Origin of the sequence: Aeromonas sp. R2-2, assembly GCF_040908355.1 — a bacterium.
Classification (GTDB): Bacteria; Pseudomonadota; Gammaproteobacteria; order Enterobacterales; family Aeromonadaceae; genus Aeromonas; species Aeromonas veronii.
The window spans coordinates 76,333-101,617 of record NZ_JBFODQ010000059.1; the positions used below are offsets into that span (position 1 = coordinate 76,333).

At 56.7% G+C, this 25,285-nt stretch carries 25 protein-coding genes; 2 read left to right on the top strand and 23 right to left on the bottom strand.

Going from position 1 to position 25,285, the window contains the following annotated elements:
- Positions 1 to 88: 88 nt before the first annotated feature.
- Genes luxS through AB5Z09_RS11295 form a run of 4 tightly spaced genes read right to left on the bottom strand, consistent with a single transcriptional unit; the run spans position 89 to position 3,240 of the window.
- A complete protein-coding gene (gene luxS, locus AB5Z09_RS11280) occupies positions 89 to 598 on the bottom strand; it encodes an S-ribosylhomocysteine lyase (protein ID WP_101531102.1) in 510 nt (169 codons plus the stop codon).
- 18 nt (positions 599 to 616) lie between these two features.
- Positions 617 to 1,219 carry a hypothetical protein gene (locus AB5Z09_RS11285; RefSeq protein ID WP_058057992.1) on the bottom strand — a complete coding sequence of 201 codons (603 nt, stop codon included), beginning with the start codon at positions 1,217 to 1,219 and terminating at the stop codon, positions 617 to 619.
- Positions 1,220 to 1,269: 50 nt separating this feature from the next.
- Positions 1,270 to 1,608, bottom strand: coding sequence for a nitrogen regulatory protein P-II (gene glnB / locus AB5Z09_RS11290; RefSeq protein ID WP_005308848.1), 339 nt, complete (start codon positions 1,606 to 1,608; stop codon positions 1,270 to 1,272).
- 9 nt (positions 1,609 to 1,617) lie between these two features.
- Complete coding sequence (locus tag AB5Z09_RS11295; RefSeq protein ID WP_236353721.1) at positions 1,618 to 3,240, bottom strand: NAD+ synthase; 1,623 nt, start codon at positions 3,238 to 3,240, stop codon at positions 1,618 to 1,620.
- Positions 3,241 to 3,251: 11 nt separating this feature from the next.
- Here AB5Z09_RS11295 and AB5Z09_RS11300 point away from each other — a divergent pair, with 11 nt between their 5' ends.
- Complete coding sequence (locus AB5Z09_RS11300) at positions 3,252 to 3,884, top strand: GspH/FimT family pseudopilin (RefSeq protein ID WP_368195333.1); 633 nt, start codon at positions 3,252 to 3,254, stop codon at positions 3,882 to 3,884.
- A 3-nt stretch (positions 3,885 to 3,887) separates the two neighbouring features.
- On the opposite strand, the gene tapY2 is transcribed toward AB5Z09_RS11300, so the two are convergent.
- From tapY2 to murJ, 12 genes are all read right to left on the bottom strand, one after another.
- Positions 3,888 to 4,163: a type IVa secretion system protein TapY2 gene (tapY2, locus tag AB5Z09_RS11305; RefSeq protein ID WP_127006936.1), complete on the bottom strand. Its 276-nt coding sequence runs from the start codon at positions 4,161 to 4,163 to the stop codon at positions 3,888 to 3,890.
- On the bottom strand, positions 4,160 to 7,771 hold the full coding sequence (locus AB5Z09_RS11310; RefSeq protein WP_368195334.1) for a pilus assembly protein: 3,612 nt from the start codon (positions 7,769 to 7,771) through the stop codon (positions 4,160 to 4,162). Before AB5Z09_RS11310 ends, tapY2 begins: the two co-directional genes overlap by 4 nt.
- Positions 7,772 to 7,782: 11 nt before the next feature.
- Positions 7,783 to 8,220, bottom strand: coding sequence for a type IVa pilus pseudopilin TppD (tppD, locus tag AB5Z09_RS11315; protein WP_041202403.1), 438 nt, complete (start codon positions 8,218 to 8,220; stop codon positions 7,783 to 7,785).
- Positions 8,220 to 9,203, bottom strand: coding sequence for a type IVa pilus pseudopilin TppC (gene tppC, locus AB5Z09_RS11320; protein WP_107683790.1), 984 nt, complete (start codon positions 9,201 to 9,203; stop codon positions 8,220 to 8,222). The genes tppD and tppC overlap by 1 nt, the downstream gene beginning before the upstream one ends.
- Entirely contained in the window at positions 9,200 to 9,766 is a 567-nt protein-coding gene (pilV, locus tag AB5Z09_RS11325) for a type IV pilus modification protein PilV (RefSeq protein ID WP_005340453.1), read from the bottom strand. Before pilV ends, tppC begins: the two co-directional genes overlap by 4 nt.
- A gap of 2 nt (positions 9,767 to 9,768) precedes the next feature.
- Positions 9,769 to 10,173 (bottom strand): type IV pilin protein, encoded by a 405-nt coding sequence (locus AB5Z09_RS11330; RefSeq protein WP_005358030.1) that lies wholly within the window; start codon positions 10,171 to 10,173, stop codon positions 9,769 to 9,771.
- A gap of 110 nt (positions 10,174 to 10,283) precedes the next feature.
- Positions 10,284 to 11,219, bottom strand: coding sequence for a 4-hydroxy-3-methylbut-2-enyl diphosphate reductase (ispH, locus tag AB5Z09_RS11335; RefSeq protein ID WP_058057986.1), 936 nt, complete (start codon positions 11,217 to 11,219; stop codon positions 10,284 to 10,286).
- On the bottom strand, positions 11,219 to 11,671 hold the full coding sequence (fkpB, locus tag AB5Z09_RS11340; RefSeq protein ID WP_005341354.1) for an FKBP-type peptidyl-prolyl cis-trans isomerase: 453 nt from the start codon (positions 11,669 to 11,671) through the stop codon (positions 11,219 to 11,221). The genes ispH and fkpB overlap by 1 nt, the downstream gene beginning before the upstream one ends.
- A complete protein-coding gene (gene lspA / locus AB5Z09_RS11345; RefSeq protein WP_005340447.1) occupies positions 11,668 to 12,165 on the bottom strand; it encodes a signal peptidase II in 498 nt (165 codons plus the stop codon). The genes fkpB and lspA overlap by 4 nt, the downstream gene beginning before the upstream one ends.
- Complete coding sequence (ileS, locus tag AB5Z09_RS11350) at positions 12,165 to 15,026, bottom strand: isoleucine--tRNA ligase (RefSeq protein ID WP_157161449.1); 2,862 nt, start codon at positions 15,024 to 15,026, stop codon at positions 12,165 to 12,167. The genes lspA and ileS overlap by 1 nt, the downstream gene beginning before the upstream one ends.
- Positions 15,026 to 16,000, bottom strand: a complete 975-nt coding sequence (gene ribF, locus AB5Z09_RS11355) for a bifunctional riboflavin kinase/FAD synthetase (protein ID WP_103251353.1) — start codon at positions 15,998 to 16,000, stop codon at positions 15,026 to 15,028. The genes ileS and ribF overlap by 1 nt, the downstream gene beginning before the upstream one ends.
- A 154-nt stretch (positions 16,001 to 16,154) precedes the next feature.
- Positions 16,155 to 17,717, bottom strand: a complete 1,563-nt coding sequence (gene murJ / locus AB5Z09_RS11360) for a murein biosynthesis integral membrane protein MurJ (RefSeq protein WP_227273005.1) — start codon at positions 17,715 to 17,717, stop codon at positions 16,155 to 16,157.
- Between the two features lie 191 nt (positions 17,718 to 17,908).
- Between murJ and rpsT the strand changes: the two genes are divergently transcribed.
- Entirely contained in the window at positions 17,909 to 18,172 is a 264-nt protein-coding gene (gene rpsT, locus AB5Z09_RS11365; protein WP_005308808.1) for a 30S ribosomal protein S20, read from the top strand.
- A 49-nt stretch (positions 18,173 to 18,221) separates the two neighbouring features.
- Here rpsT and AB5Z09_RS11370 read toward each other — a convergent pair whose 3' ends face one another.
- The 7 genes from AB5Z09_RS11370 to ptsP form a co-directional block, all read right to left on the bottom strand.
- Positions 18,222 to 18,524 carry a metalloregulator ArsR/SmtB family transcription factor gene (locus AB5Z09_RS11370; protein WP_013724128.1) on the bottom strand — a complete coding sequence of 101 codons (303 nt, stop codon included), beginning with the start codon at positions 18,522 to 18,524 and terminating at the stop codon, positions 18,222 to 18,224.
- Between the two features lie 51 nt (positions 18,525 to 18,575).
- The gene (gene nhaR / locus AB5Z09_RS11375) at positions 18,576 to 19,508 is read right to left on the bottom strand and encodes a transcriptional activator NhaR (RefSeq protein WP_005340434.1); all 933 of its coding nucleotides are present in this window, start codon (positions 19,506 to 19,508) and stop codon (positions 18,576 to 18,578) included.
- Complete coding sequence (locus AB5Z09_RS11380) at positions 19,495 to 19,902, bottom strand: hypothetical protein (protein WP_019445581.1); 408 nt, start codon at positions 19,900 to 19,902, stop codon at positions 19,495 to 19,497. The genes nhaR and AB5Z09_RS11380 overlap by 14 nt, the downstream gene beginning before the upstream one ends.
- Positions 19,899 to 21,089, bottom strand: coding sequence for a Na+/H+ antiporter NhaA (gene nhaA, locus AB5Z09_RS11385; RefSeq protein WP_064338810.1), 1,191 nt, complete (start codon positions 21,087 to 21,089; stop codon positions 19,899 to 19,901). Before nhaA ends, AB5Z09_RS11380 begins: the two co-directional genes overlap by 4 nt.
- A gap of 223 nt (positions 21,090 to 21,312) precedes the next feature.
- Positions 21,313 to 22,107, bottom strand: coding sequence for a thymidylate synthase (gene thyA / locus AB5Z09_RS11390; RefSeq protein WP_236323095.1), 795 nt, complete (start codon positions 22,105 to 22,107; stop codon positions 21,313 to 21,315).
- The gene (lgt, locus tag AB5Z09_RS11395; protein ID WP_031227775.1) at positions 22,107 to 22,931 is read right to left on the bottom strand and encodes a prolipoprotein diacylglyceryl transferase; all 825 of its coding nucleotides are present in this window, start codon (positions 22,929 to 22,931) and stop codon (positions 22,107 to 22,109) included. The genes thyA and lgt overlap by 1 nt, the downstream gene beginning before the upstream one ends.
- A 67-nt stretch (positions 22,932 to 22,998) precedes the next feature.
- On the bottom strand, positions 22,999 to 25,278 hold the full coding sequence (gene ptsP / locus AB5Z09_RS11400) for a phosphoenolpyruvate--protein phosphotransferase (RefSeq protein ID WP_335837067.1): 2,280 nt from the start codon (positions 25,276 to 25,278) through the stop codon (positions 22,999 to 23,001).
- Positions 25,279 to 25,285 lie beyond the last annotated feature (7 nt).

The window sequence follows — 25,285 nt, forward strand, 5'->3', positions numbered from 1 at the left end:
CGAGATAAAAAAGAGCCGGTCAGCATGGCTGACCGGCTCTTTTAACATTCCCTGAAGAGGTTATCCGATGAGCGACAGCTCATCAGCCTCACAGACTCTTCAGCTTCTCTTCCGGCAGGGCCAGCTCGTCGTTGTGGTTGACGCCGATACCGCGCTCCAGCACATGACGGGCGATGGCGTGCGCCTCTTCCAGCGAGTGCATGCTGTAGGTGCCGCACTGATACTCGTTCAGCTCGGGGATCTTGGCCTGCTCCTGCACGGTCAGCACGTCGCTCATGGCCGCCTGCCAGGCTGCGCCAACACGGGCTTCGTCCGGCGCGCCGATCAGGCTCATGTAGAAACCAGTACGGCAACCCATGGGGGAGATGTCGATGATCTCCACACCATTGCCGTTCAGATGATCACGCATAAAACCGGCGAACAGGTGCTCCAGCGTATGGATACCGCGCTCGGAGAGGATCTCCTGGTTCGGCACACAGAAACGCAGGTCGAACACGGTAATGGTGTCCTTGTTCGGGGTCTGCATGGTCTTGGCCACACGCACCGCTGGCGCTTCCATACGGGTGTGGTCAACGGTAAAACTGTCCAATAACGGCATTTCTGACTCCTGATTTGGTTACCAGAACCAGCCCCCACGGGAGAGCTGATCCTTGCATTGACGGTACTGGGCGCCGTAGCGCTGGGCGCGAGCTTCCACTTTGCGAGAGGTCTTCATCAACCACCCCTTGCTGCGATAGCTGCCACGCCGGTAGCCACCCCACCCTTCGTGATAGTTGAGGTACTGGCCATAGGCATCCCACTTGGAGGTGCCATTGAGCCGCTGGGCTTTGTTAGTGTACCAACCCATAAAATCGATGGCGTCGGCAAAATCATCGCGGTCACTCCAGCTGTTGCCGGTTTCCCGCTGGTAATCAGCCCAGGTTTCATCTTTGACCTGGGCATAACCATAAGCCGAACTGGCCCGCCCGGTCGGGATGAAGAGGAAATACTGCATCGGCGGCTGGGCATCATGTACGTACGAGGACTCCTGATACATCATGGCCATCACCACATGGATCGGCGTCCCCCACTTCTCGTTCATCTTGAGCGCGGCCTTGTGCCACTCCGGCTTCTCGCGAAAGATCTGGCACAGATTCTCCGGCTGAGCAGGTGGACGGGTACTGCAAGCAGTCAGGCCCGCCAACAGGCTGGCGACCACCACCAAGCGCAGCCACCCCATCAAATGAGGCAGCACTTCGCACCTCTGGTCAGGTAAAGAGATAGCCAAGGTCAGATCGCGTCTTCGTTCTCTTCGCCGGTACGGATACGAATGACACGCTCCACCTCGCAGACGAAGATCTTGCCATCACCAATCTTGCCGGTACGGGCGGTGTTCTGGATCGCTTCCAGACAGGCATCGAGATCCTCGTCCTGCACCACCAGCTCCACCTTCACTTTCGGCAGGAAGTCGACCATATATTCGGCGCCGCGATAGAGCTCGGTATGGCCCTTCTGGCGGCCGAAGCCTTTGACTTCGGATACGGTCATGCCGTTGATGCCGATCTCGGCCAGGGCCTCGCGCACATCGTCCAGCTTGAACGGTTTGATGATGGCTTCAATCTTCTTCATGGTGACTCCTTACCAGTTCTGTTTGCCGAACCCGGATGTAATGGGGTAACGGCGATCCTTACCAAAGTTGCGAGCCGTAATGCGGGGCCCGACCGCCGCCTGACGGCGCTTGTATTCGTTGAGATCCACCAAGCGGATCACCTTGCGCACCACCGCTTCCTCGAACCCTTCTGCCACCATGTCGGCGACCGATGCATCCTCTTCCACGTAACGCTTGAGGATGGCATCAAGGATGTCATACGGGGGCAGGCTGTCCTGATCCACCTGATCCGGCGCCAGCTCCGCTGAAGGAGGACGGTCGATAACCCGCTGCGGGATCACGTAGTCGACCGAGTTGCGATATTCGCACAACTTGAAAACCAGCGTCTTGGGCACATCTTTCAGCACGTCGAAACCGCCCGCCATGTCACCGTACAGGGTGGCATAACCCACAGCCATTTCACTCTTGTTGCCAGTGGTCAGCACGATACGACGACGCTTGTTGGAGAGCGCCATCAGCAGCACACCGCGGCAGCGGGCCTGCAGGTTCTCTTCTGTGGTATCGCGGGCGGTACCTTCAAACAGTGGTGCCAGCTGGGCCATAAACCCTTCGAACATCGGCTCGATGGAGATGATGTTGAACTCAACCCCCATCCGCTCGGCCTGCTCCTTGGCATCTTCCACACTCATCTGTGCTGTGTAGCGGAACGGCATCATCACCGCCTGCACCTTGTCGGCCCCGATGGCATCGGCCGCGATAGCCAGCGTCAGCGCCGAGTCGATGCCGCCGGATAGGCCCAGCACCGCGCCGTGAAAGCCGTTCTTGGTGACATAGTCGCGCACTGCCAGCACCAGTGCCTGATAGGTCTCGGCCAACGGCTCGAGCGGCGCCGCGGGTTCCCGCTCCTTCACCGGCTGGCCATCAGCAAAACGTACCAGCGCCAGCTCTTCGGCAAACGGGGCCAGCTTGTGGGTCAACTCACCCTGGCTGCTGAACACCTTGGAGCAGCCGTCGAAAATCAGCTCGTCCTGACCGCACACCTGATTGAGGTAGACCAGCGGCAGACCGGTCTGATCGCAGCGCTCGGCCATCAGCTCGCGGCGGATCCAAGGTTTTTCCTGATCATAGGGCGAGGCGTTGATGGTGAGCAGCAGTTCGGCCCCTGCCGCCTTGGCGGCCAGCGCCGGACCCGGCTGCCACAGATCTTCACAGATGAGCAGCCCCAGCTGGTGACCCCGGAATGGCACCACGCAGGTCTCGCTTGCAGCGGTAAAGTAGCGCTTCTCATCAAACACGCCGTAGTTGGGCAAATCCTGCTTGAAGTAACGGGCAATCAGCTGGCCCTGCTCATAGAGGGAAGCCGCGTTGTAGAGCGCCTCTCCTTCACGCCAAGGGTGACCCACCAAAATGGCACAGTTGCCCTGCCATTCGGCAACACGAGCCAACGCGGCTTCGACCCGGATCATCAGATCGGCACGCAACAACAGATCTTCCGGTGGATAACCGGTCAGGGCCAGCTCGGAGCAGACAAGCAGATCGGCACCTTGCTGTTCGGCTTGAGCTGCCGCAGCGAGCACTTTGTCAGTGTTATCTTCGATGGCGCCTACCGTCAGATTCAACTGGGCAAGCATCAGAGAGAGGGCTTTTGCCATGGCGATGCATCTTGAATTCGAAAATGATGGGGAATGATAAAGAAAAGGGGGGCAATCTGCCAGTTCAAGACGGGCGTAACCGTGTGACAGCAACCAGCGGGAAGGATAAGCTGTACATAGTCACGGAACGACAGGCCTTCGCAGATATGAAAAACGCCGGATTTACCCTGATGGAGTTGATGATAGCCATTGCACTGGGCGTCATTCTGTTGGGGATTGGTATTCCTTCTTTGGGCTCTCTGCTTAAAGACAGCACGGCTAACTATGAAAGCGAGCGGTTGATTAAGCTCCTGCGCTTTGCCCGCACCCAAGCTATCAGTGACCAGCAAACCGTCACCGCATGCCTAATAAACAACAATAACGAGTGTGTTGAACAGGATCCGGTTCAATTATTGGTTTTCATCGATGATGACGGTAATGCCGAGCTGGACGAAGGGGAAGTAGAACTCGCACGCACACCAGCTTTTACTCCAGATACCACCATCAGTTCAACCAGACCCCGAGTATTGTTTGCCGCTGATGGAACCAGCCTAGGTACCAATATGACCGTAAGGGTCTGCATCAGCGAAGAACCCAGAGTTGATGTTGTAATCGCAGCATCAGGTCGCAGCAGTAAATCCGAAACCACCAGCATTTGCCCTTGACCACTATCTTGGCTGCAGTTTCTCTTGCCGTTGCGCAGCCTCAAGATTGAATGGCTGTTCGGTTGGCTGACACTCGATAACTCTCTTCACCATCAGGAGTTGCCCATTCAGTTCAAACCCTTTCTTTTGAAAGACGATTTCAGCACTCTGGCTATCCTTTATCGTTCCCTGAATAACGACATAGGTATCATTTGCCAACTCGACATAGCATTTTCTATCCACGACAGCATAGACATTGGCCGCATTTGACAACGCCATCAGCCAGAGGATCATTTTCATTGTGGCTCATCCTCATACAGGTATATTTTCTTGGGCGTCATATCCATTTCAGCCTCCTCCGCACCTTCCGAACACTCCCCCTCGCCGGTACAGCGCTCAGGAACCCCTTCTCCTTCGTCTTTGAGAATCACCTCTTCACCTGGGGCTCCGCCAATAATCCGGATCTTTGAATCATCACCAGCATGGATCACCAGATCATCGGCCACCTTGTTATTGACTTCCACATAGCGTTCCGGGATTTCATTACCATCCTGATCCACCACATATTTGAAAGAGGTACCGTAATGCATGTCGACCATATACTGCCGCATCGCGCCTATCGACTGGATCGTACACTCCTCGAATGACTGAACCTGCGGTAAAAAAGAGGTAAAATAGAGCTTGCCTTGCAGCACAACACCAGACCCCATCGACTTCTCTCCTGACTCGGCTAGCCAATATTTCCAACCCAATTTACTGGTAATGGCAGCTCTCAAACTAAGCAGGTCATTGGTGTCCGTGACACCAGCCAGAGGATCAACCGATACGTCATACAAGTCCGTCATCGTGATAGGGGCTGGAGCAGCAGTGTTATAACTCTTGGTAACTACCCCGTAGTCACGCAACATAAAATAGGCGTTTTGCACGGTAGACTCGGACGATGGGCGGTTTCGATCACCAGAACCAATCAGCACTGCATCGAATGGCCTATCTTTGAACGAGAAATAATCTTCGCCACTAATTACCGTCTTGGTCACTTGCTTGTTGATAGTACGTACCAATACAGGCTGAGTGAAAAAGCGGCGGTCATTAGCCTGTACATCATCAGACCCAAGACTGGCAAACTTGAAAACACTCCAGGAGCTAGTACTGGTTGAAGGCATATCCAGGCGCCAGATATTGCCGCCTGTATCACCAGCATAAATTCGGTCAGTTTTCCCATCACCATCACTGTCTAGAGTGGAAACTGACCCCGGCATGCTATCAACCATCGCAGTCACCTGCTTGTTGGTACTGGAGCCAGCTCCAGGTGTTGCGCTGAACACAAGAGCACCACTATCGGCATCGACCATGTAGACGCCCATACCCTTGCTGTCAGAGCTACCTATCCCGACTTTACTCTTATTGGCATCGTAACCACCGGAAAAAACCATCACCAATCGCTTGTTGCTCGGAGGAGCATCCCAAGGAATATAAGCCACCTCCGGTACTGACCAGGTTTCCCCCAGTAATGAGAAGCCCGCAGTCTGACTATTGATCGTCCATTTCAAGCTGGGGGCATCTGGGTTGGTAATATCAAGTGCATAGTAGCTACTACCACCCCCTCGCAAACCGAAAAGCAGCCAGACAAAGTCTCCCTCTGATGCCTTGATAACACCATTCCTATTGGCATCCTTAATCAACGCAACCGGTGAAGCATCAACACCGTAGATATGATCGCCAGACTCGGCATTGAGACGTAGAGCTTCTTGCCTGGGCAACAGCCCATAGGGGATCATGGCCCAGCTTTCATCAACCGTACTACCGAGATCTTTGAACATATGCAGGAAACCAGCATTGGTTCCCATCAGGATCCGCAAGTCAGGGGTACAGGTGCTCTGGCCTGAAGCAATGGAGCAACCATAATTGACCACCAATGGACGAGAGTGCAGGGGGTCTCCCACTATGTATGGCCGAATGGTGGTACTGGCATCATAATCTTCATCGTCCACATCGACACCTTTTGTCCAGTCGATCTGTCCGTCAAGTTCGGTGGCACTGGCCAACCGCATGTAACTAGCCAAGTTGTCGGCAGAGCCTGCGATCGACACCAAATTGGCTTTGTTAAAAGCATCCAATCGCTTGGGCGATGCAACCGTATTGATCACATAAAGATTGCGATTGGTCTTCTCTGCCAGCATGGCCTGCACGCCGCCCTTGGCAACCAGATTGCCATCCCGTTCCGATGACCAATAGGTCTGAGCCTGATCCAGAATGGAACCATCTACCTTGATGGCGGGCAAACCGTTAACATCTGCCACATACCCATCACCAGACAAAACTAGCTTCTTCAGGTTACCCTTCCAGCGCGGCCCTGTATCAGGCTCGAACATGGCGTAATAGATATTATTGAGGCTGCGAGTCCGGTCAAAGTTGTTAGTGGTAATAGCTGGCGACACCAGAGAGGTGTTTATCCGCAAAATGGCTAACAGGGAAGATCGCAACGCCTGAGTGAGCGCTTCAGCACTGACCGCAGGGTAATATTGACCGCCTCCACGTCTCGCCGTTTCTGCCAGCAGATTGCCCGCCCCAGAGATCGCGTCATCACCAAACCCCACGGTAAACGTGGTAACAGTCTGCTTGCCGGGCGATGAAGTATTTACATCCTTGTTCTTCATGTAGCCAGCCATCGCTGCCAGATAGCTCTTGGAAGTGCCGGAACCATATCCCACTGTTGAGCCGTAGGCAGCCCGTTCATCTGGGCTTAGCGAATCCGTCAACGCTTTTACTGCACTATCAGCAGCCGTATCGCTGGTCGGAGCACCATCAGTGACATAGATGACATAGCCATTATTTGAACATTTGTCATAAGGCGAGGTGTAAGTACCTTCCGGATCTTCAGCAAGCTTGTCCCGCGTACCACCTTGCTTGCCATAGAGCACGGATTGCCCTCCGTAGAAACGGTAGGCTTCATAGAGGGTTTCACATAATGGCGTATTGGTCGTAGCCGACAGGTCTTCCACAGTATTGAGCAAGTCCTGTTCGGCAGTAATGGTGCCGACAATATCGTCGTTACTGAGGATGCGACGCACCACTCTGCCACCATTGGTGCTGGTACTATTGTTGGTATTGAAGATGGCCAAGCCGAAATCAACCCCAGGAGTGGAGGAGATCACCGACTTGACTGCATCCTTGGCGATACGTAAGCGCGATTCAACGGCATAGCCCGTCGGCCCGTAATACCAGCGGATATAGTTGGCAGTGTAGAGAGTTACACTGGTATTGCTACCCGATGTGGCATTATTCGCATTAGCTGTGTAATACCACTCGCCGCGAGTGTTGCTGGTTTTGTCGACCGGATAACCATCGCCGACCGCCCCCACCACCAGCGTTCCGTTGAAAGGATTGGCAGGATTGCGGTTCTGAATATCCTGCTTGCAGTCGACAATGGTGATGTCATCTTCGTACTTGCCAGAGATGGTCTCCCAATCCCCCTGACGAGGTAATCCATTGCGATAACTTGAATAGACATACGTCCAGACTTGGGACTGAAAATAACCGACCGTGCTTAGGGGGGTCTTTGATGAGGCGCAAGCATTGATGCTGTCGCGAAAACGCCGAGAACTATTGATGGCGGGCACAGAACCATCGGTCGAATAATAGATATAATTAAGCGAGTTACTGGTATCAGGATCTCGGTTCAGCGCTGGGTAGACAGTGGCAGGATTATACTTTTCCCGCTCCAGCTCCATGGTTTCGGCCATACTGCCAGAGTTGTCGAAGATAATCAGCACCTTGGGCCGATAATCTCCCGCTTTCGAGAAGTCATAGATGAACAGTTCGGTATCATCCGAGTAAGCATCGCTGGCGACAGCTGGCACACTAAGTGCACACAGGGCCATCAGCCACAGTTTTCCATGATGTAACATCGCTGTCGCTCCTATTCAGCCGTCTTTAACAATGGCTGTTCGACTCCAACCGTCCACGTCATAGGACGCCCCTGTTTTCCGTACGTTTGGCTTGCCTCTAGCTCTACATAACGGCAGGCTGGTATGACGTTCTTGCTGGTCGCGTCAAATCGGCGCTTGCACACTGTTTCACTTCTATATTGCATGGTGGCGTTACCCATAGAGCCACTCACTGTTGACGTTGCCGTCGAAACAGAAGGCATCTGAGCAATCTGGGTAGCAAGCCCTGCTTGCTGCATGGCGCCACCTATGATGCCCTCTACTCTGTGTTCGACTTGCTGTAACGCTGCCGCCGCTCCACTAGCACGTAAATCCATGCCCCCAGATTGCATCAACACCACGGCAATCAAAGTCAAAGGGGCCAGAATCACCAGCGCCACGATCAATGCCACGCCACGTGAATGCTTCACTACCCACCTCCCGCCATCACCATGGGATTACGCAGTACCACAGTACTTTCCAGCAACAAGCGTCGAAACCCATCCCCATTGCCAGCCACGCTGATATCTCCCAGTTGATAGACATTGTTGTTGGTATAGCGACTGGATGCCTGCAGCGAGCGCACAAGCAAAAAAACACGGACTGCGATGACCCGCCCCTCGCCCCACTCTTGCGAGGTGACTGCATCTATGGAGGAGAACTTGTCTACACGCCCATCTGGCACATTGCTTGTATCGACCCCAAACAACAGCACCATGCGTTCAATACCATCAACCAAAGCCCCAGATATCAACCAAGAACCGCCATCAGCAGTGAGGATACGCTTGCGCAGTTCAAAACCCCCACGACCATTAGGCGAGAGGTAATAGACATGATGCTGGTACTCCCAAATCTGACGCATCGGCATGGCAGCCTCGGAAGGCGCAGCCTCATTACCTCTGAATAAATGAGCCTGTTGAGTATTGGTGGCCATATAGAAACGATTGGCATCCAGTCCTCCTGTCACCGGATTGCCAATCAGGCGCTTGATACTGATAACATCCGAGCCGGCAACGCGAGTAGAGGATGAGATACAGGCAAAACCACTCATGGTGCCTGCAGCACTGATATGAGTAACCCACAGCGGGCGTACTGGAAAAAGGTTGGAGGGTAGACTCCCTTCATTTCTCTCATCCAGACAGTCATTTGTCACGGCAGCATCAGCAGACAAAGTGAGCTCATCACCCGCAATCAGAGCCCCCCCCGTGAAATCCCCCCAAAACCCGGCCCAGCGTAAATCCTGAGTGATGAGACGCATGGCAATTCGACCATTTTCGAGCAGCTCACTCTGATCGAAGGACTCATTGGTGGTAGCGCGTGAGGCCACAAAAATACTCATCACCCCACCGAGCAGAAAAACACCAATCACCATTGCGATGAGCCATTCAACCAGCGTAAACCCATGATGTTTCATAGCGTCGTCATCAGAACAAACTGACGCCTCGTTAAATCAACACCTGCAATTCCACATGCCGTCGTAATCGTTGACGCAACGCCATTTGCCCCATCATGAGATGATTCACGTCCAGCCCAAAAAATTGAGACCGTCAATGCATTACTGGCTCCCTTGATAATACAGCCGGTGGGATTTTGTAATGTTGCGCCGGCCCCCGAAGCAGCACTTCCCATTAATGACTGTCGCCAATAATAAAGATCGAGATCCCGTAACTGAGCATCGCTACAGCTGCTCATAGTGCCATTTTCATTAGCACAGGATGGCAATGATGAAGTTCCGGCGCTGACAATCCAGGTATTGTTAGCTTGCGACTCCCAGGCTCCACGGTTGACTCTGAGCCTCTCGACCATATCGTTAGCCAACCAGCTGGCAATTGTTCGTTGTCGGGCTTCATATCCGGAAAACTTCGACTGAGCCTGCATAGCAACCAGTCCCAGCAAGCCAAATGACAACACAACTGCAGCTATCATCACCTCCAGCAGGCTGAATCCTCTCTCATGTGATGAAACATGAATGGCCATTGCTATTCCCAACAGCTATTGCTAGCTGCACCGGAAGCACTTTTGACACCCAACTGATTAATGGAAAACACCGTGCAATCGGTATCTTTAGCTTGGGCCGTCGCCGCGCCGGCACTGGCTGACAAGGTGTAGGTGTTGCCTGATACGGCAATGGATAATTGATACAGGCCATTCTCAGATGCACTACTGATACCAAGAGCAGCAGCAGAGGATGCATACTGATTGAAATCCATAAAATAGGTTTCTTGCCGATTGGCCGCATTCAACAGCATGCTCTTGGCTTCGACACGATGACTGGTCAGCACATATTGCTGATAGGCGGGATAAGCGATGGTGCCAAGAATCGCCACGATGGCGATGACAATCATCAACTCAATAAGAGAAAAGCCACGAAAGTATCCAATCATATCCCATCCTTGGTGACAGACTGCTTCATAAGTTTAACGCCGAGCCTGTCTCTTGAACAAACCCGGCGTCATTATCAACACACTTTATTCTTAAGCCTTCCTGGCTGCACTCAAATTATTCTAAGTTCGGGAGGAACCTCAAAGACTACGTTCTCTTCACGGCCAGGATGCTCGGCAACCACCTTGCCTCCCAGCTCCCGCAGGCGGGCAATCACGTTTTGCACCAGCACCTCGGGGGCGGATGCACCTGCAGTGACGCCGATCGCCTTCACCCCTTCCAGCCAGCTCGCCTCGATCATCGACGCATCGTCGATAAGATAGGCTCTGGCACCCACCTTCTCGGCCAACTCGCGCAGACGGTTGGAGTTGGAGGAGTTGCGAGACCCCACCACCAGCATGGCGTCCACCAGCCCTGCCATCTCCCGCACCGCATCCTGACGGTTCTGGGTGGCGTAGCAGATATCGTCCTTGCGCGGCCCCTGGATCTTGGGGAAGTGCTTGCGCAGCGCATCGATCACGTCAGAGGTCTCATCCACGCTCAGGGTAGTCTGGGTGACGAAGCAGAGGTCATCCGGATTCTTCACCTTGAGCTTGGCGACATCTTCCGGTGTCTCCACCAAATACATGCCGCCTTCGCGATTCTCGTACTGCCCCATGGTCCCGATCACCTCGGGGTGACCGGCGTGGCCGATAAGTACAGCCTCGGAGCCCTTGCGGCTGGCGCGATGAACCTCCATGTGCACCTTGGTCACCAGCGGACAGGTGGCATCGAATACCTTGAGGGCGCGGGACTTGGCCATCTCGCGCACTGTCTTGGCCACGCCGTGGGCAGAGAAGATGACGATGCTGTCATCCGGCACCTCGTCGAGCTCCTCGACGAAGACAGCGCCCGCCTCTTTCAGCTTGTTCACCACATAGCGGTTATGCACCACTTCGTGGCGGACATAGATGGGGGCACCGAACTTCTCTAGCGCGCTCTCGACAATGCTGATGGCACGATCGACACCGGCGCAAAAACCGCGAGGGTTAGCGAGCAGAATATCCATTAATGCACCTTCTCCTCATCATCAACGCCCAAGATCTCCACCTCGAAGGTGACGGTATGACCGGCCAGCGGGTGGTTGAAATCGACCGTGACCGACATCCCGGCTACCGCCCGGATAATGCCCGGCAGCTCGCTGCCATTGGGCTGATCGAACAGGATGATGGTGCCGACCTTTGGCTCCACATCGGCGCCAAATTTGGCACGGTCGAGATGGTAGATGTTGTCGGGGTTGGAGAGACCAAAGGCCTCTTCCGGCGCCAGAGTAAAACTCTTGCTCTCCCCTTCGCTCAGCCCCAGCAGACACTGCTCGAAGGTGGGAGTCAGGCTGCCATCGCCCATCCGCAGGCGGGCAGGTTTGCCGTGCAGCGCCGTGCTGTCGGCAACCGAGCCATCTTCCAGCTTGATGGAGAAGTGGAACAGCACGCTGCTGTTAGCGGTGATCTGCTGGCTCATGCCTGCTCCTTTTTCTCACCACGGAAACCGTCCAGCACGATCATGGCGGCCCCGATAAAGATAAAGCTGTCGGCCAGATTGAATGCCGGCCAGTGCGCACGCTGCCAGTAGAAGTCGAGGAAATCGACCACATGGCCCAACACCAGTCGATCAAAGACGTTGCCGAGGGCGCCGCCGATGATGAGTGAATAGGCGATACCGCTCCAACGCTGGGTCACCGACTGCTTGCGCAGCCAGTGGATCAGCAATCCACAGATGGCAAAAGCCAGCACCGCGAAGAACCAGCGCTGCCAGCCCCCCTGATCAGCCAGAAAGCTGAATGCGGCGCCCTTGTTGTAGACGTGAACCAGATTGAAGAAGGGGGTGATCTCCACCCCCGGGTAACCAAATGGCAGCAACTTGACCACGGCGAGCTTGCTCGCCTGGTCCAGTACAAAGGCCAGCACTGCCAGCCACAGCCAACGCAGGCCGCTTTTATGTTGAGTCATGTTCATCAGGCAAATTGACGAGTTTCGCCGTCACCCTCAACGTTGGTCACACAGCGACCACAGATCTCTTCGTGACCCGCGATGGTGCCCACATCTTCTACATGGTGCCAGCAGCGGTCGCACTTGGCGGCAGCAGACTGGGCCACGCTCAACCACAGGTCATCACGCTCGGTCGCCACAGAGCCTTCCGGCGCAGTGTCAGCCTCCACAACCTTGGCTTTGGAGGTGAGCAGCACAAAGCGCAGCTCATCAGCCAGGGCATTCAGGCGTGCAGCCAGCTCCGGCTTGGCGAACAGGGTCAGCTCGGCCTGCAGGGAGCCGCCGATGCGCTTCTCACCACGAGCCACTTCCAGCGCTTTGTTCACTTCACCGCGCACGGTGAGGATCTCGGCCCAGAACTCGTCGTTGAGGGTTTCACCCGCTTCCAGCCCGAACAGGCCGTCGTACCACTCTTCGGTGAAGACGAACTCGCCGCGCTCACCCGGCAGCAGGGCCCAGATTTCATCGGCGGTGAAGCTCATGATCGGCGCCATCCAGCGCACCATGGCCTCGGCAATGTGATAGAGGGCGGTCTGGCAGGAGCGACGGGCCAGGCTGTCAGCCTTGGCGGTGTATTGACGATCCTTGATGACGTCCAGATAGAAGGAGCCCATCTCGATGGAGCAGAACTGCATCAGCTTCTGGGTTACACCGTGGAAGTTGTACTCGTCGAATGCCGCCATGATCTCGGCCTGTACCGCTTTGGCACGACCCACAGCCCAACGATCCACCACTACCATGTCGGCAGGTGCCACCATGTCGGTCGCTGGATTGAAGCCGTTCAGGTTGGCCAGCAGGAAGCGGGCAGTATTGCGAATACGACGATAAGCATCGGCAGAGCGCTTGAGGATCTCGTCGGAGACAGTCATCTCGCCGGTGTAGTCAGTGCTCGCTACCCACAGACGCAGGATGTCTGCACCCAGCTTGTTCATTACGTCCTGCGGGCTCACCACGTTGCCGATGGACTTGGACATCTTGCGACCCTGACCATCCACGGTGAAGCCGTGAGTCAGCACCTGGTTGTAGGGAGCCTTGTCTTTCATGGCCACACCGATCATCAGGGAGGACATGAACCAGCCACGGTGCTGGTCAGAACCTTCCAGATACATGTCGGCCGGCTTGCCGTTGAACTCGGGACGGGCATCGACCACGGAGGCGTGGGTAGAACCGGAGTCAAACCAGACGTCGAGGGTGTCAGGCACCTTGTCGTACATGTCGGCATCGGCACCCAGCAGCTCAGCCTTGTCCAGATCCCACCATGCCTGAATGCCGGACTGCTCGACCCGCTTGGCTACTTCATGCATCAGGCGCACGGATTCCGGATGCAGTTCCTGGGTCTCTTTGTGGACGAACAGGGAGATGGGCACACCCCAGGTACGCTGACGGGAGATACACCAGTCTGGACGGTTCTCGACCATCGCCTGAATGCGGTTTTTACCCCAGGCCGGTACCCAGCCGCTCTGGCCTTGCTGGGCAATACCGTCCTTCTCGATGCGCTCGATCTCTTCCAGTGCGCGCTTGCGCAGACCCTTCTGCTCCATGCTGATGAACCACTGTGGAGTAGCACGGAAGATGATAGGGGTCTTGTGACGCCAGCAGTGCGGATAGGAGTGGTTGAACACCTTGTGATGCAACAGGGCGCCGCGCTCGGTCAGCACTTCGATCACGGAGGCGTTGGCCTTGAACACATGCTGACCGGCAAACAGTTCGGTATCCGGCAGGTAAACACCGTTGCTGCCAACCGGGTTGGCCACTTCCAGACCGTACTTCTGACCGACCACGAAGTCTTCCTGACCGTGGCCAGGTGCGGTGTGAACGGCACCGGTACCGGCATCCAGGGTAACGTGATCACCCAGTACCACCGGCACATCGAAGCTGTAGAAGGGGTGGTTGAAGCGCAGCAGCTCGAGCGCGGCCCCCTTGGCGTAGCCCAGATTGTGGAACTTCTCAATACCGGCGCGATCCATCACATCCTTGACCAGCTCGGCGGCCAGGATCAGACGCTCGGGGTGCTCACCTTCAACCTGCACCAGTGCGTAGTCGAGGTCGGCGTGCATGGCGATGGCGCGGTTGGCTGGCAGGGTCCACGGAGTGGTGGTCCAGATCACCGCAGAGATCGGGCCCTTGCCGGTGTGGCCTTCGGCGCAGTCAAACTTGGCGGCAACAGATGCCTCATCGACGGCCTTGAAGCGCACATCGATGGAGGGGGAGTTTTTGTCGTAGTACTCAACCTCGGCTTCAGCCAGGGCGGAGCCGCAATCGGTACACCAGTGCACCGGCTTGGAGCCTTTGTGCAGGTGGCCGTTTTCAACGATCTTGGCCATGGAGCGGATGATGTTGGCTTCGGTGCCAAAATCCATGGTCAGGTAGGGGTGTTCCCAGTCACCCAGCACACCCAGACGGATGAAGTCGGTCTTCTGCGCTTCGATCTGGGTCTTGGCGTATTTGCGGCACTCGGCGCGGAATTCGGCAGCGGAAACCTTCTCGCCCGGCTTGCCGACCATGCCTTCCACTTTCAGTTCGATAGGCAGACCGTGGCAATCCCAACCCGGCACATAGGGGGAATCGAAACCGGAGAGGCCCTTGGACTTGATGATGATGTCTTTGAGGATCTTGTTGACCGAGTGACCGATGTGAATATTGCCGTTCGCATAGGGGGGGCCATCATGCAGAATGAAAGAAGGCTTGCCCGCTTTGGCGCGGCGAATAGCGCCGTAGAGATCCTGATCGTACCAACGTTTCAGCATGTTGGGTTCGCGCTTGGCCAGATCGCCACGCATCGGAAACTCGGTTTCCGGAAGATTCAGGGTGTGTTTATAGTCGCTCATCAGTCCTGGGTTCCCTTCTTTTCTAAAAGAGTGCTGGGTAAATTGAATTGTGGCAGCCCGAACCAGGCTCGGGCCGCCAGGGCATCTCGTTCGATCTGCTCTTTCAAGGCAGTGAAAGAGGCAAACTTCTGCTCTTCGCGCAGCTTGTGGCGAAGCAGCACCTTGACCTGCTGACCATATAGATCACCAGAAAAATCAAATAGATGTACTTCCAATCTGGCTTGTGTACCGCTCAAGGTCGGCCGTACACCCACATTGGCTACACCGGGGAAGGTCTTGCCGGAACATATCACTTCCACCGCAAACACGCCACCGACCGGGATCACCTGACGCTTGAGGGCCAGATTGGCGGTGGGAAAACCTATGGTGCGCCCCAGCTTGTCGCCGTGAGCCACCCGGCCGCTGATGGTGTAGGGACGGCCAAGCATCAGCTCCACTTCCGCCATCCGGCCCGCCTTAAGGGCTTCACGCACCAGGGTGCTGCTGACCCGCTGCCGTTCGAGCTGGAAGCTCTGGGTGCTGATCACCTCGAAGCCGAAGCGATGACCCGCCTCCTCCAGCAGGTGGAAGTCACCTTCCCGCCCCTTGCCGAAGCGAAAATCATCGCCGACCACCAGATAGCGCACCCCGAGTCTCTCCACCAGCAACTGCTCGATGAAGGTCGAGGCCGCCTGCTCGGCAAAGCGGTGGCTGAAGCGCACGCAGAGCATGCGATCGATATGCAGCCCCTGCAGCGCTTCGTACTTTTCCCGCAACCGGCTCAGCCGGGCGGGCGCTGCCGTGCCGGCAAACAGTTCCAGCGGCTGCGGCTCAAACAGCATGACGCAGGCGGGCAATCCCAGCTGGGCCGCTTTCTCCTTGAGACGTGCCAATACCGCATGGTGACCCTGATGAACCCCATCAAAGTTGCCAATGGTTAATACACATCCCCGGTGACGGGGCTTGAGATTGTGAATGCCGCGAATAAGCTCCATCAGTGCCTTGTGCGTTGCTGCCATGGAAATCGGCGGATTATATATCAGGCAGCAGGCAGGATCAGCCCTCATAGCCTGATTTCAACTATCCGGGCCCAATCACGCCCCCTGCGGCGCCATGGGGCACTATCCCCATGGCGCCGCAGGATCACGGCTACTGCTGCCCCGATTTAAGGTGACGCGGCCGAATGCCCAGCAGCAGCAACACCACGGCATAGACCGCAGCCCCCAGCGACAGCAGCATGGTCAGCTGCAAACTGGCCTTGCCCATGCTCCATGCGCCCCACTGGGCCAAATCTGGCGACAGATAGGCGAGCACGCCCCCCATCAGCACGCTGGCGACCAGCAGCTTAAGGCAGAACACGCCAGTATGGCAGGAGGGACGATAGACGCTCTGCTGGTACAACCCCTTGAACAGCAAGGCCGCATTCAGAGTGCCCGAGCAGGCGGTCGAGAGCGCCAGCCCCACGTAACCGAGCGGGTAGATGAAGATGAGGTTGCAGACCATGTTGGCAATCATCGACATCACCCCGATCCGCACCGGCGTTTTGGTGTCCTGACGGGCGTAGTAACCGGGCGCCAGCACCTTGATCAGCATCAGGGAGAGCAGACCGGTAGTGGAGGCCAGCAGGCTGGCGCTCGACATGGCCACTTCATGCAGGCCAAATTCGCCGCGCATGAACAGCACTCGCAAAATGGGCTCGCGCATGACCGCAATGCCTATCATGGCGGGCAGGCCGAGCAGCATCACCATCCGCACCCCCCAATCCATGGTGCGGGAGAAGTCGGCCGGATCGGCATCCACATGCTTTTTCGCCAGCGCAGGCAGGATCACGGTACTGATGGCTACCGCAAACAGCCCGAGGGGGAACTCCAGCAGGCGATCCGAGTAGTAGAGATAGCTGATGGCACCAGTCGCCAGGAAGGAAGCCAGCATGGTGTTGACCAGCAGGTTGATCTGGCTGACCGAGACCCCGAACAGGGCCGGGAGCATCAGGGTGCGGATCTTCACCACCCCCGGGTGATTCCATCCCCACTTGGGCCATACCAGCATGTTGATTTGGCGCAAAAAGGGGTACTGGAACAGAAACTGCACCAAACCACCCAAAAAGACACCAATCGCCAGCGAGATCTCAGGTTTGTCCATCAGCGGTGCAATCCACCAGGCCGCCGCAATCATGGTGATGTTGAGAAACACCGGCGTGAACGACGAGACCGCAAAGCGGCCGAAGGTGTTGAGGATGGCTCCCGCCATGGCGGTAAAAGTGATAAACCAGAGGTAGGGGAAGGTGATTTTGAGCATCAGACTGGCGAGCTCGAACTTCTCGGCCGCAGGGCCGCCATGCAGCCAGTCCCAGAACCAGCCCCAGCCAAACAGCGCGGTCAGCACACCCGACCCCAGCACACCGAGCAGGGTGACCACAGTCACTATGCCCCCCAGCGTGCCCGCCACTGCGGCCAGCAATTCACGCACTTCCCCCTCGTCGCCATTTTTCTTGTACTCCGTCATCACGGGAACAAAGGCCTGGTTGAAGGCACCTTCGGCGAACAGACGGCGCAGAAAGTTGGGAATGCGATTGGCAAAAAAGAAGACGTCGGCGGCCACCCCGGCACCAAGCAGATTTGCGATGACTACATCGCGAACCAAGCCCATTACGCGGGATGCCAGCGTCATTCCGGACACTATCATGCCGGATTTGATCAATTTCTTACTCAAGACGAGGCCTCTGGAACTGTCAGAATGAAAAGAATGCTGCTAGAATCGGCCGACAGTTTAACCGTCTCCCTACTGACACACCACCGGGAGGCGGTGTTTATTTGCACAAATCATTTGACAATATGTGGTTGGAAGGGCATATTTCCGGGCCTTTTCAATACACTCGCTAAGACAGTTTTAGGAGTTTTACCTTGGCTAACATCAAATCTGCTAAGAAGCGCGCTCTTCAGTCAGAAAAACGCCGTCAGCACAACGCCAGCCGTCGTTCCATGACCCGTACCTACCTGAAGAAAGTCATTGCTGCTATCGCCTCTGGCGACAAAGCGGCTGCGACTGCCGCTTTCGCTGTTGCTCAGCCGATCATGGATCGTATGGCGACCAAAGGCCTGATCCACAAGAACAAAGCTGCTCGTCACAAGAGCCGCCTGTCTGCCCAGATCAAAGCTATGGCTTAATCAGCTTCTGCTGATCAAAGCTGAAAAAACCGGCCTTAGTGCCGGTTTTTTATTTATCTGCGCTGCAATAAAGTCGATGCAGCAAGCTGATCATTTCACGCACTTCATGGCTGCGCAGCGAATAGTAGACCGTCTGGGCCTCTTTGCGCGTCGTCACCAGCTCATCCCGCCGCAGCAGCGCCAGATGCTGTGACAAGGCCGACTGACTCAATCCCAATCGCTCGTTGAGCTCCCCCACTGACAGTTCGCGCTCCAGCAACTGGCACAGAATAAACAGTCGCCGTTCGTTGGCTAGCGCCTTGAGCAAGGCCACCGCTTTACTCGCATTGGCTTCCATCTCTTCAAGTTGCATCACATCTCTCCTCTACCACTGATCGCCGATGATACGTGGTGACGGGTCGTTTTAAAACGACAGGGTGGCCGGCTGGATGGCGGAGAAGTTCTCCTGGCCGGAAAAGAGAAAGGTAAAATCGCTCTCGCAGACCCGCTTCACCGCCGGATGCTGGATCATTCGCTCGGCGAAGATGACGTAATACTCCTCCATCAGATCCTGAGTTTCCCCGATCAGCATCACCCCCTCCCCCTCAAGGATCTCCTCCCGATAGATGGTGGGAGCCATGAAGATGCCCTGATTGAAGAAGCCAAACGCCTTCATCAAGGCGGCATCATCAAACTCGCCAAGAATGCTGGGAGAAACCCCCTGCTGCTCGAACCACTGGGTCAGCTGACGCCCCATGGCAGTACGGCGACCGGGGATCAGCAGCTTGCGCTCTTCCAGACAGGCTGGAAAGGGCTTTTCAGGCAACGGCGCCTTGCAGAAGAAGCTGACGCCACAGCCGCCCAACCGTTTGGAGAGCAGGCCCGCATGCTGGCTGGAGTCCACCGGACAGTCGGAGAGGATCATATCGAGCTTGTGCTCGCTCAGCTGCTCCAGCAGCAGTTCGTGGGTCGATTCGAAACAGCGCAGATGGATGGAACCATCATTGGGGATGACAGAGAGCAGCACGCGGCTGGCAAGGCGCTTGGAGAGGGCATCGGCGATGCCAACGTCGAACAGGATCTGGCTCTCCTTGCGGTAGTTGACGATATCGAGCATCTCGTAGGAGAGGCTGAACATCTTGTCGGCATAGCGAAACACCAGCTGGCCCAGCTCGGTCGCCTCAAGGGAGCGCCCCTTGCGTTTGAGTAGCTTGCCCCCGAGGCGCTGCTCCAGCAGCTTGATCTGACCGGTGACGGTTTGCGGGGTCAAAAAAAGGGCTTCCGCAGCCTGGGTAACGGAGCCCTTCTTCTGAGTCATCCAGAAATAGTAGAGATGGTTGTAGTTAAGGTGTGACATCCGATGGGGTTCCCGCTTGACGCGGACTCCGGTAGCAGCTGAGTTCAACCGCCAGAATGTCATACATGTCGCTAACCGAGTCAACCTTGTTCGCGCCAAACTGCTCCATCAGACTGGCCTTGAGGCGTGCTTTGTCCGGCATTCGGTCAGCGCAATAACGCTTGTTGGAACGCTTGACCATCTCCCCTGCCCGGCTGCTCAACGCCCGCTCGGAGAAAGTCTCGCCAAAGCGCGCCTTGGCTTGCTTGTCCCCCAGCAGCAGGGCGCTGTCTACCACCCCGTTCAGATAGGCAGAGCAGTTCGCCGAAGCTGCGTCCTGCTTGCAATCCTCCAGCCCGCCGGCCCATGCCGCGGGGCTCAACAACAGCATCAACAACCCTGTATGCAGCTTCATAGTCCCTCCGTACTCTGTTCCCCTTCACCCTTGGGAAGGGCCATGCGCAAGGCCAGATAGCCGACTACCGCCGCCATGGTGGAGCCCACCAGGATCCCGAGGCGAGAGTAGCTGCCGTAATCCAGCCCACCGTGCTCGAAGGCAAGCGACGCGATAAACATCGACATGGTGAACCCGATGCCACAGAGGATGCTGACCGCAAAAATCTGCTTGAAGTTGACCCCGGGCGGCAACTGGGCGATGCCCAGCTTGACCGACAGCCAGCTAATGGTGAACACCCCGAGCGGCTTGCCGATAAACAGCCCCAGCATGATCCCCATAGGTACCGGACTCAGCAGGGAGGAGAGACCAATCCCCTCCAGCGATACCCCTGCGTTGGCAAAGGCAAACAGCGGCAGGATCAGATAGGCACTCCAGGGGTGCAGCTGATGCTCCAGATACTTGAGCGGCGAGGCGTAACGCTTGCCGTTAAGCGGAACCATAAAGCCCACCACTACACCCGCCAGGGTCGCATGGACGCCAGACTTGAGCACCGCAACCCAGAGCACCAGGCCAACCAGCATGTAGAGGCTGATCCTGTCCTCACCACGACGATTCATCCAAAGCAGGGTGAGGGTTGCCAGAATACCGATGGCCAGCGCCTCCAGCGACAACTGCTGGGTATAGAAGAGCGCGATGATGATGATGACGCCGAGGTCATCCATGATGGCCAACGCCAGCAGGAATACCTTGAGGCTCACCGGCACCCGCTTGCCGAGCAGCGCCATCACCCCGAGGGCAAAGGCGATGTCGGTCGCAGCCGGAATTGCCCAGCCAGCGCGCGCCACTTCGTCCGAATAGTTGAAAAAGGCGTAGATCAAGGCCGGAGCCAGCATGCCGCCAACCGCCGCAATAGCCGGAAAAGTCGCTTGCACCCGAGAGGAGAGCGCCCCCTCAAGCATTTCACGCTTCACTTCCAGACCAACCAGCAGGAAGAAGATCGCCATAAAGCCATCGTTGATCCAGAGCAGCAGCGGCTTGTTGATGTCGAGAGCCGCGATGCGCACCTGCACCGGCGTGTCGAGAAACGCCTGATACCCGCCAGCCAGCGCGGTATTGGCTAAAATCATTGCCAGCATGGCAGCCATGATCAGAATAATTCCGGAGGCGGCCTCCAGCTTCAGGAACTTTTTGATTACGTCACTCATGGTTAAATTTTCCACCGTATTGCTTTGGTTTGAGTCTATCCCTTGCAACAACCAATGGAAAATCGTTTCTTGCTGCTCAATACAACGAAAAAACCGAAGGCAAAATAGAACATACCTGCTATAAGCAGGTTTTTCCTCGTCTCTGGCTACCGTCTTATTAATCAATAAAATGAATTTTCAATTATTTAACTGCATAAAAAAGGCGCCCTGAGGCGCCTTGCTATCAGATGGCGACGGGCGCCTTGATGCCGGGATGGGGGTCATAACCCTCGATCTCGAAATCCTCGAACTTGTAGTCGAAGATGGAGTCAGGTTTGCGCTTGATCACCAGGGTCGGCAGCGGGCGCGGCTCGCGGGATAGCTGCAGCGCAGTCTGCTCCATGTGATTGGAGTAGAGATGCACATCACCACCAGTCCAGACGAAGTCACCCACTTCCAGATCGCACTGCTGGGCCATCATATGGGTCAGCAGGGCGTAGCTGGCGATGTTGAACGGCAGGCCGAGGAACACATCACAGCTGCGCTGGTAGAGCTGGCAGGATAGCTTGCCGTCCGCCACATAGAACTGGAAGAAGGCGTGGCAGGGAGCCAGCGCCATCTTGTCCAGTTCACCCACGTTCCAGGCGGATACGATGATACGGCGCGAATCCGGGTTGTGCTTGATGTCATCCACCGCCTTCTGGATCTGGTCGATGACAGACCCGTCGGCCGCAGGCCAGGAGCGCCACTGCGCGCCGTAAACTGGCCCCAGATCGCCATTCTCGTCGGCCCACTCATCCCAGATGCTGACGCCATTTTCCTTCAGATAAGCGGTATTGGTATCGCCATTGAGGAACCAGAGCAGCTCGTGAATGATGGAGCGCAGATGGCATTTCTTGGTGGTGACCAGCGGGAAACCTTCCACCAGATTGAAGCGCATCTGATGGCCGAACAGGGAGACAGTACCGGTGCCGGTACGGTCAGACTTGACGGTCCCCTCATCAAGGATTTTCTGCATCAGGTCGAGATAAGCTCGCATTATTTCGCCTCCTTCACGGCATTACCGAACAACTGCGGACGCTTGTAGGCGGCCCAAATCATCAGGGCACCGGCGATAATCATCGGGGTGGAGAGGATCTGGCCCATGCTGATCTCCTGGAAGTAGAGACCGAGCTGGCTGTCCGGCTGGCGCACAAACTCCACCAGGAAGCGGAACAGGCCGTAGAACAGCAGGAACATGCCGGAGATGGCACCGCGCGGCGGATTCTTGCGCCAGAACAGGTTGAGGATGATGAACAGCACCACCCCTTCCAGGGCGAACTGGTAGAGCTGGGAGGGATGACGCGGCTCGGGGCCGGCCTCCGGGAAGATGATGGCCCAGGGCACATCGGTGACCCGGCCCCACAGCTCGCCGTTGAGGAAGTTGCCGATCCGGCCAACGCCGAGACCGAACGGAATGAGCGGTGCCACAAAGTCGGCCACGGTGAAGAAGTGGCGCTTGGTCTTGTGGGCAAACCAGATCATCGCGGTGATCACCCCGATCAACCCACCGTGGAACGACATACCGCCGGTCCAGATCTTGAACAGATAGGTGGGATCCGCGAGGAAGAGATCGAAGTTGTAGAACAGCACGTAACCGACACGGCCACCAAGGATCACCCCGAGGAAACCGTAGAACAGCAGATCCGACACCTCGTTGCGGGTCCAGCCGCTGTTCGGCGCATCGGCGCGACGGCCGGCAAGCCACATGGCAAACGCGAAACCGAACAGGTACATGAGACCATACCAGCGTACCGATAGTGGTCCCAAACTGAATGCTACGGGATCAATCTGCGAGAAAACCCAATATCCATCGTGCTGCATATGCGGCCCCAGTCAAAATAAAAGCCGCATTTTCCGATCATTCGTCAGCAGGGACAAGGCATGATTATCAATCACTCTGTTTCGATTTATGACCGGCTCGCAGCAAACCGCCCAAACCATGCTCCTCCAGATAGCGGGCAAACAGGCCGCGCAGTACATGGGGGTTGTCATGTTTGAGGCCATCGGCCATCAGTTCGGTCAACTCGCTCAGGGTGGATTGACGCAGCACGTACTTGATCCGGGCGATGTTGTGGGTGTTCATACTGAAGCGGCGATAGCCCATGGCAAGCAGCAGCAATACACCGACCGGATCACCGGCCAGCTCGCCACACACTGACACCGGCTTCTGGTAACGGTGGGAAGCATCAACCAACTGTTGCAGGGCGCGGATCACCGCAGGATGGAAGGCATCATAGATGTTGGCGACCCGGGAATTGTTGCGATCTACCGCCAGCAGGTACTGGGTCAGGTCGTTACTGCCCACCGACCAGAAATCGATGAGCGGCGCCATCTCCGGCAAGATAAAGAGGGCTGAGGGCACCTCGATCATCACCCCGAGGCTGGGGTAGCGGATCACCGCATCGCGGCTCGCCGCCTCTTCCGACACTTCCCGCCATGCCTGATCCAGCAGACGACGGGAAGCTTTGATTTCGCTGACGCTGCTGATCATCGGCAGCATGATGGCCAGATTGTCCAGCCCTTCACTGGCCCTCAGCATCGCCTTGAGCTGCACCAGAAACAGTTCGGGGTGATCCAGGGTGATCCGGATCCCCCGCCAGCCAAGGAAGGGGTTTTCCTCGACGATGGGGAAATAGGGTAACGGCTTGTCGCCGCCCACATCCAGCGTCCGCATGCAGACCGGCCGGTTGCGGTAGGTCTCCAGAATGCCGCGATAGCGGGCAGTCTGTTCCCACTCGGAGGGGAAGCTCTCCTGCAGCATAAAGGGGATCTCGGTGCGATAGAGACCGACCCCGTCCGCCAGCTGATTGAGGGAGATCTCGGTATCGGCACTGAGACCGGCGTTGAGCAGCAGGGAGACCTTGGTGCCGTCCGCCGTCTCCGAAGGCTGGTTGTCGACGCTGCGCACCAGGGTATCGAGCGCCCGCTCTTCGCTCAGCAGCTGACGATACTCGGTCAGGATCACCTGATTGGGCTCGATGAAGAGATCACCACTATAGCCATCGACGACCAGCATGCGACCACCGATGTCACCAAGGGGCAGATCAACCCCCATGATGGCGGCCACCCCCATGGCGCGGGCCAGAATGGCCGCGTGGGAGTTGGTTCCCCCCTTGAGCGAGACCACCCCGGTCAGATACTCGCGGGGCACTTCCGCCAGAATGGTAGCAGTCACCTCGTCGGCAACCAGCACCACCGGCTCGCCGATGGAGATATGTTCCGGTTCATTCTGCACCAGTCGGCTGATCAGCCGCTGGGCAATATCCTTCACGTCGGTGGAGCGCTCCTGCAGGTAAGGATCCTTCATCCCCTTGAACTGCTCGATCAAGCGATCGCTGATGAGCTTGACCGCAGATACCGCAGTCCAGTGCTCCTTGCTCACCTTGTTGCGAATGGGCTTGATGTAGCCGGGATCGTTCAGCAGATGGAGATAGATGTCGAAGATCGCCACCGAATCCTGGCTGTAGCTCTCGCGAAAACGCAGCGCCAGACTCTCCAAGTCGTGCCGCACTTCCTCAACCGCCAGCTCCAGCCGCGCCAGCTGGCTGGCATGGTCTTCATCCTTGCGCGGGGTAATGGACGAGAGCGCCTTGCGGGGCCGCCACACCCAGGCCTTGGCCATGGCGATGCCGCTGGCACCGGCAATACCGCGCAGCGGCTTGCTCCAGTCGGTCTTCTGCAACCACCCCTTGGCTTGCGCCTGGGCGATCCGCGCCGCCAGCTGGGCCGCCAGGGTGACCATGAAGGACTCTTCCCCCTCATCGAAGCGGCGGCTCTCCTTCTGCTGCACCACAAGAATGCCGACCACCTGACGCTGATGCATGATGGGTGCGCCGAGGAAGGAGCGGAACGCCTCTTCGGCCACATCGGGCAGGAATTTGAAGCTGGGGTGTGCGGGGGCATCAGCCAAGTTGATCAACTCTTCACGCTGACCTACCAGACCGACGATGCCCTGCTCGTAGGGCAGGGTCACCTTGCCCACCGCGGACGGGGCCAAGCCGTCGGTAGCCGCCAGGCGATAGCGGCGCACCTCGGGTTCCGAGACATAGACGGAGCAGCAGTCCACTGCCATGGCGTGCCGGGTCTGGCTCACCAATGCTTGCAAGGCCTGCTCGAGGGTATTGGCCTCGGCCATGCTCTCGACGATACGTCTCAGTTCCGTTAACAACTAATCT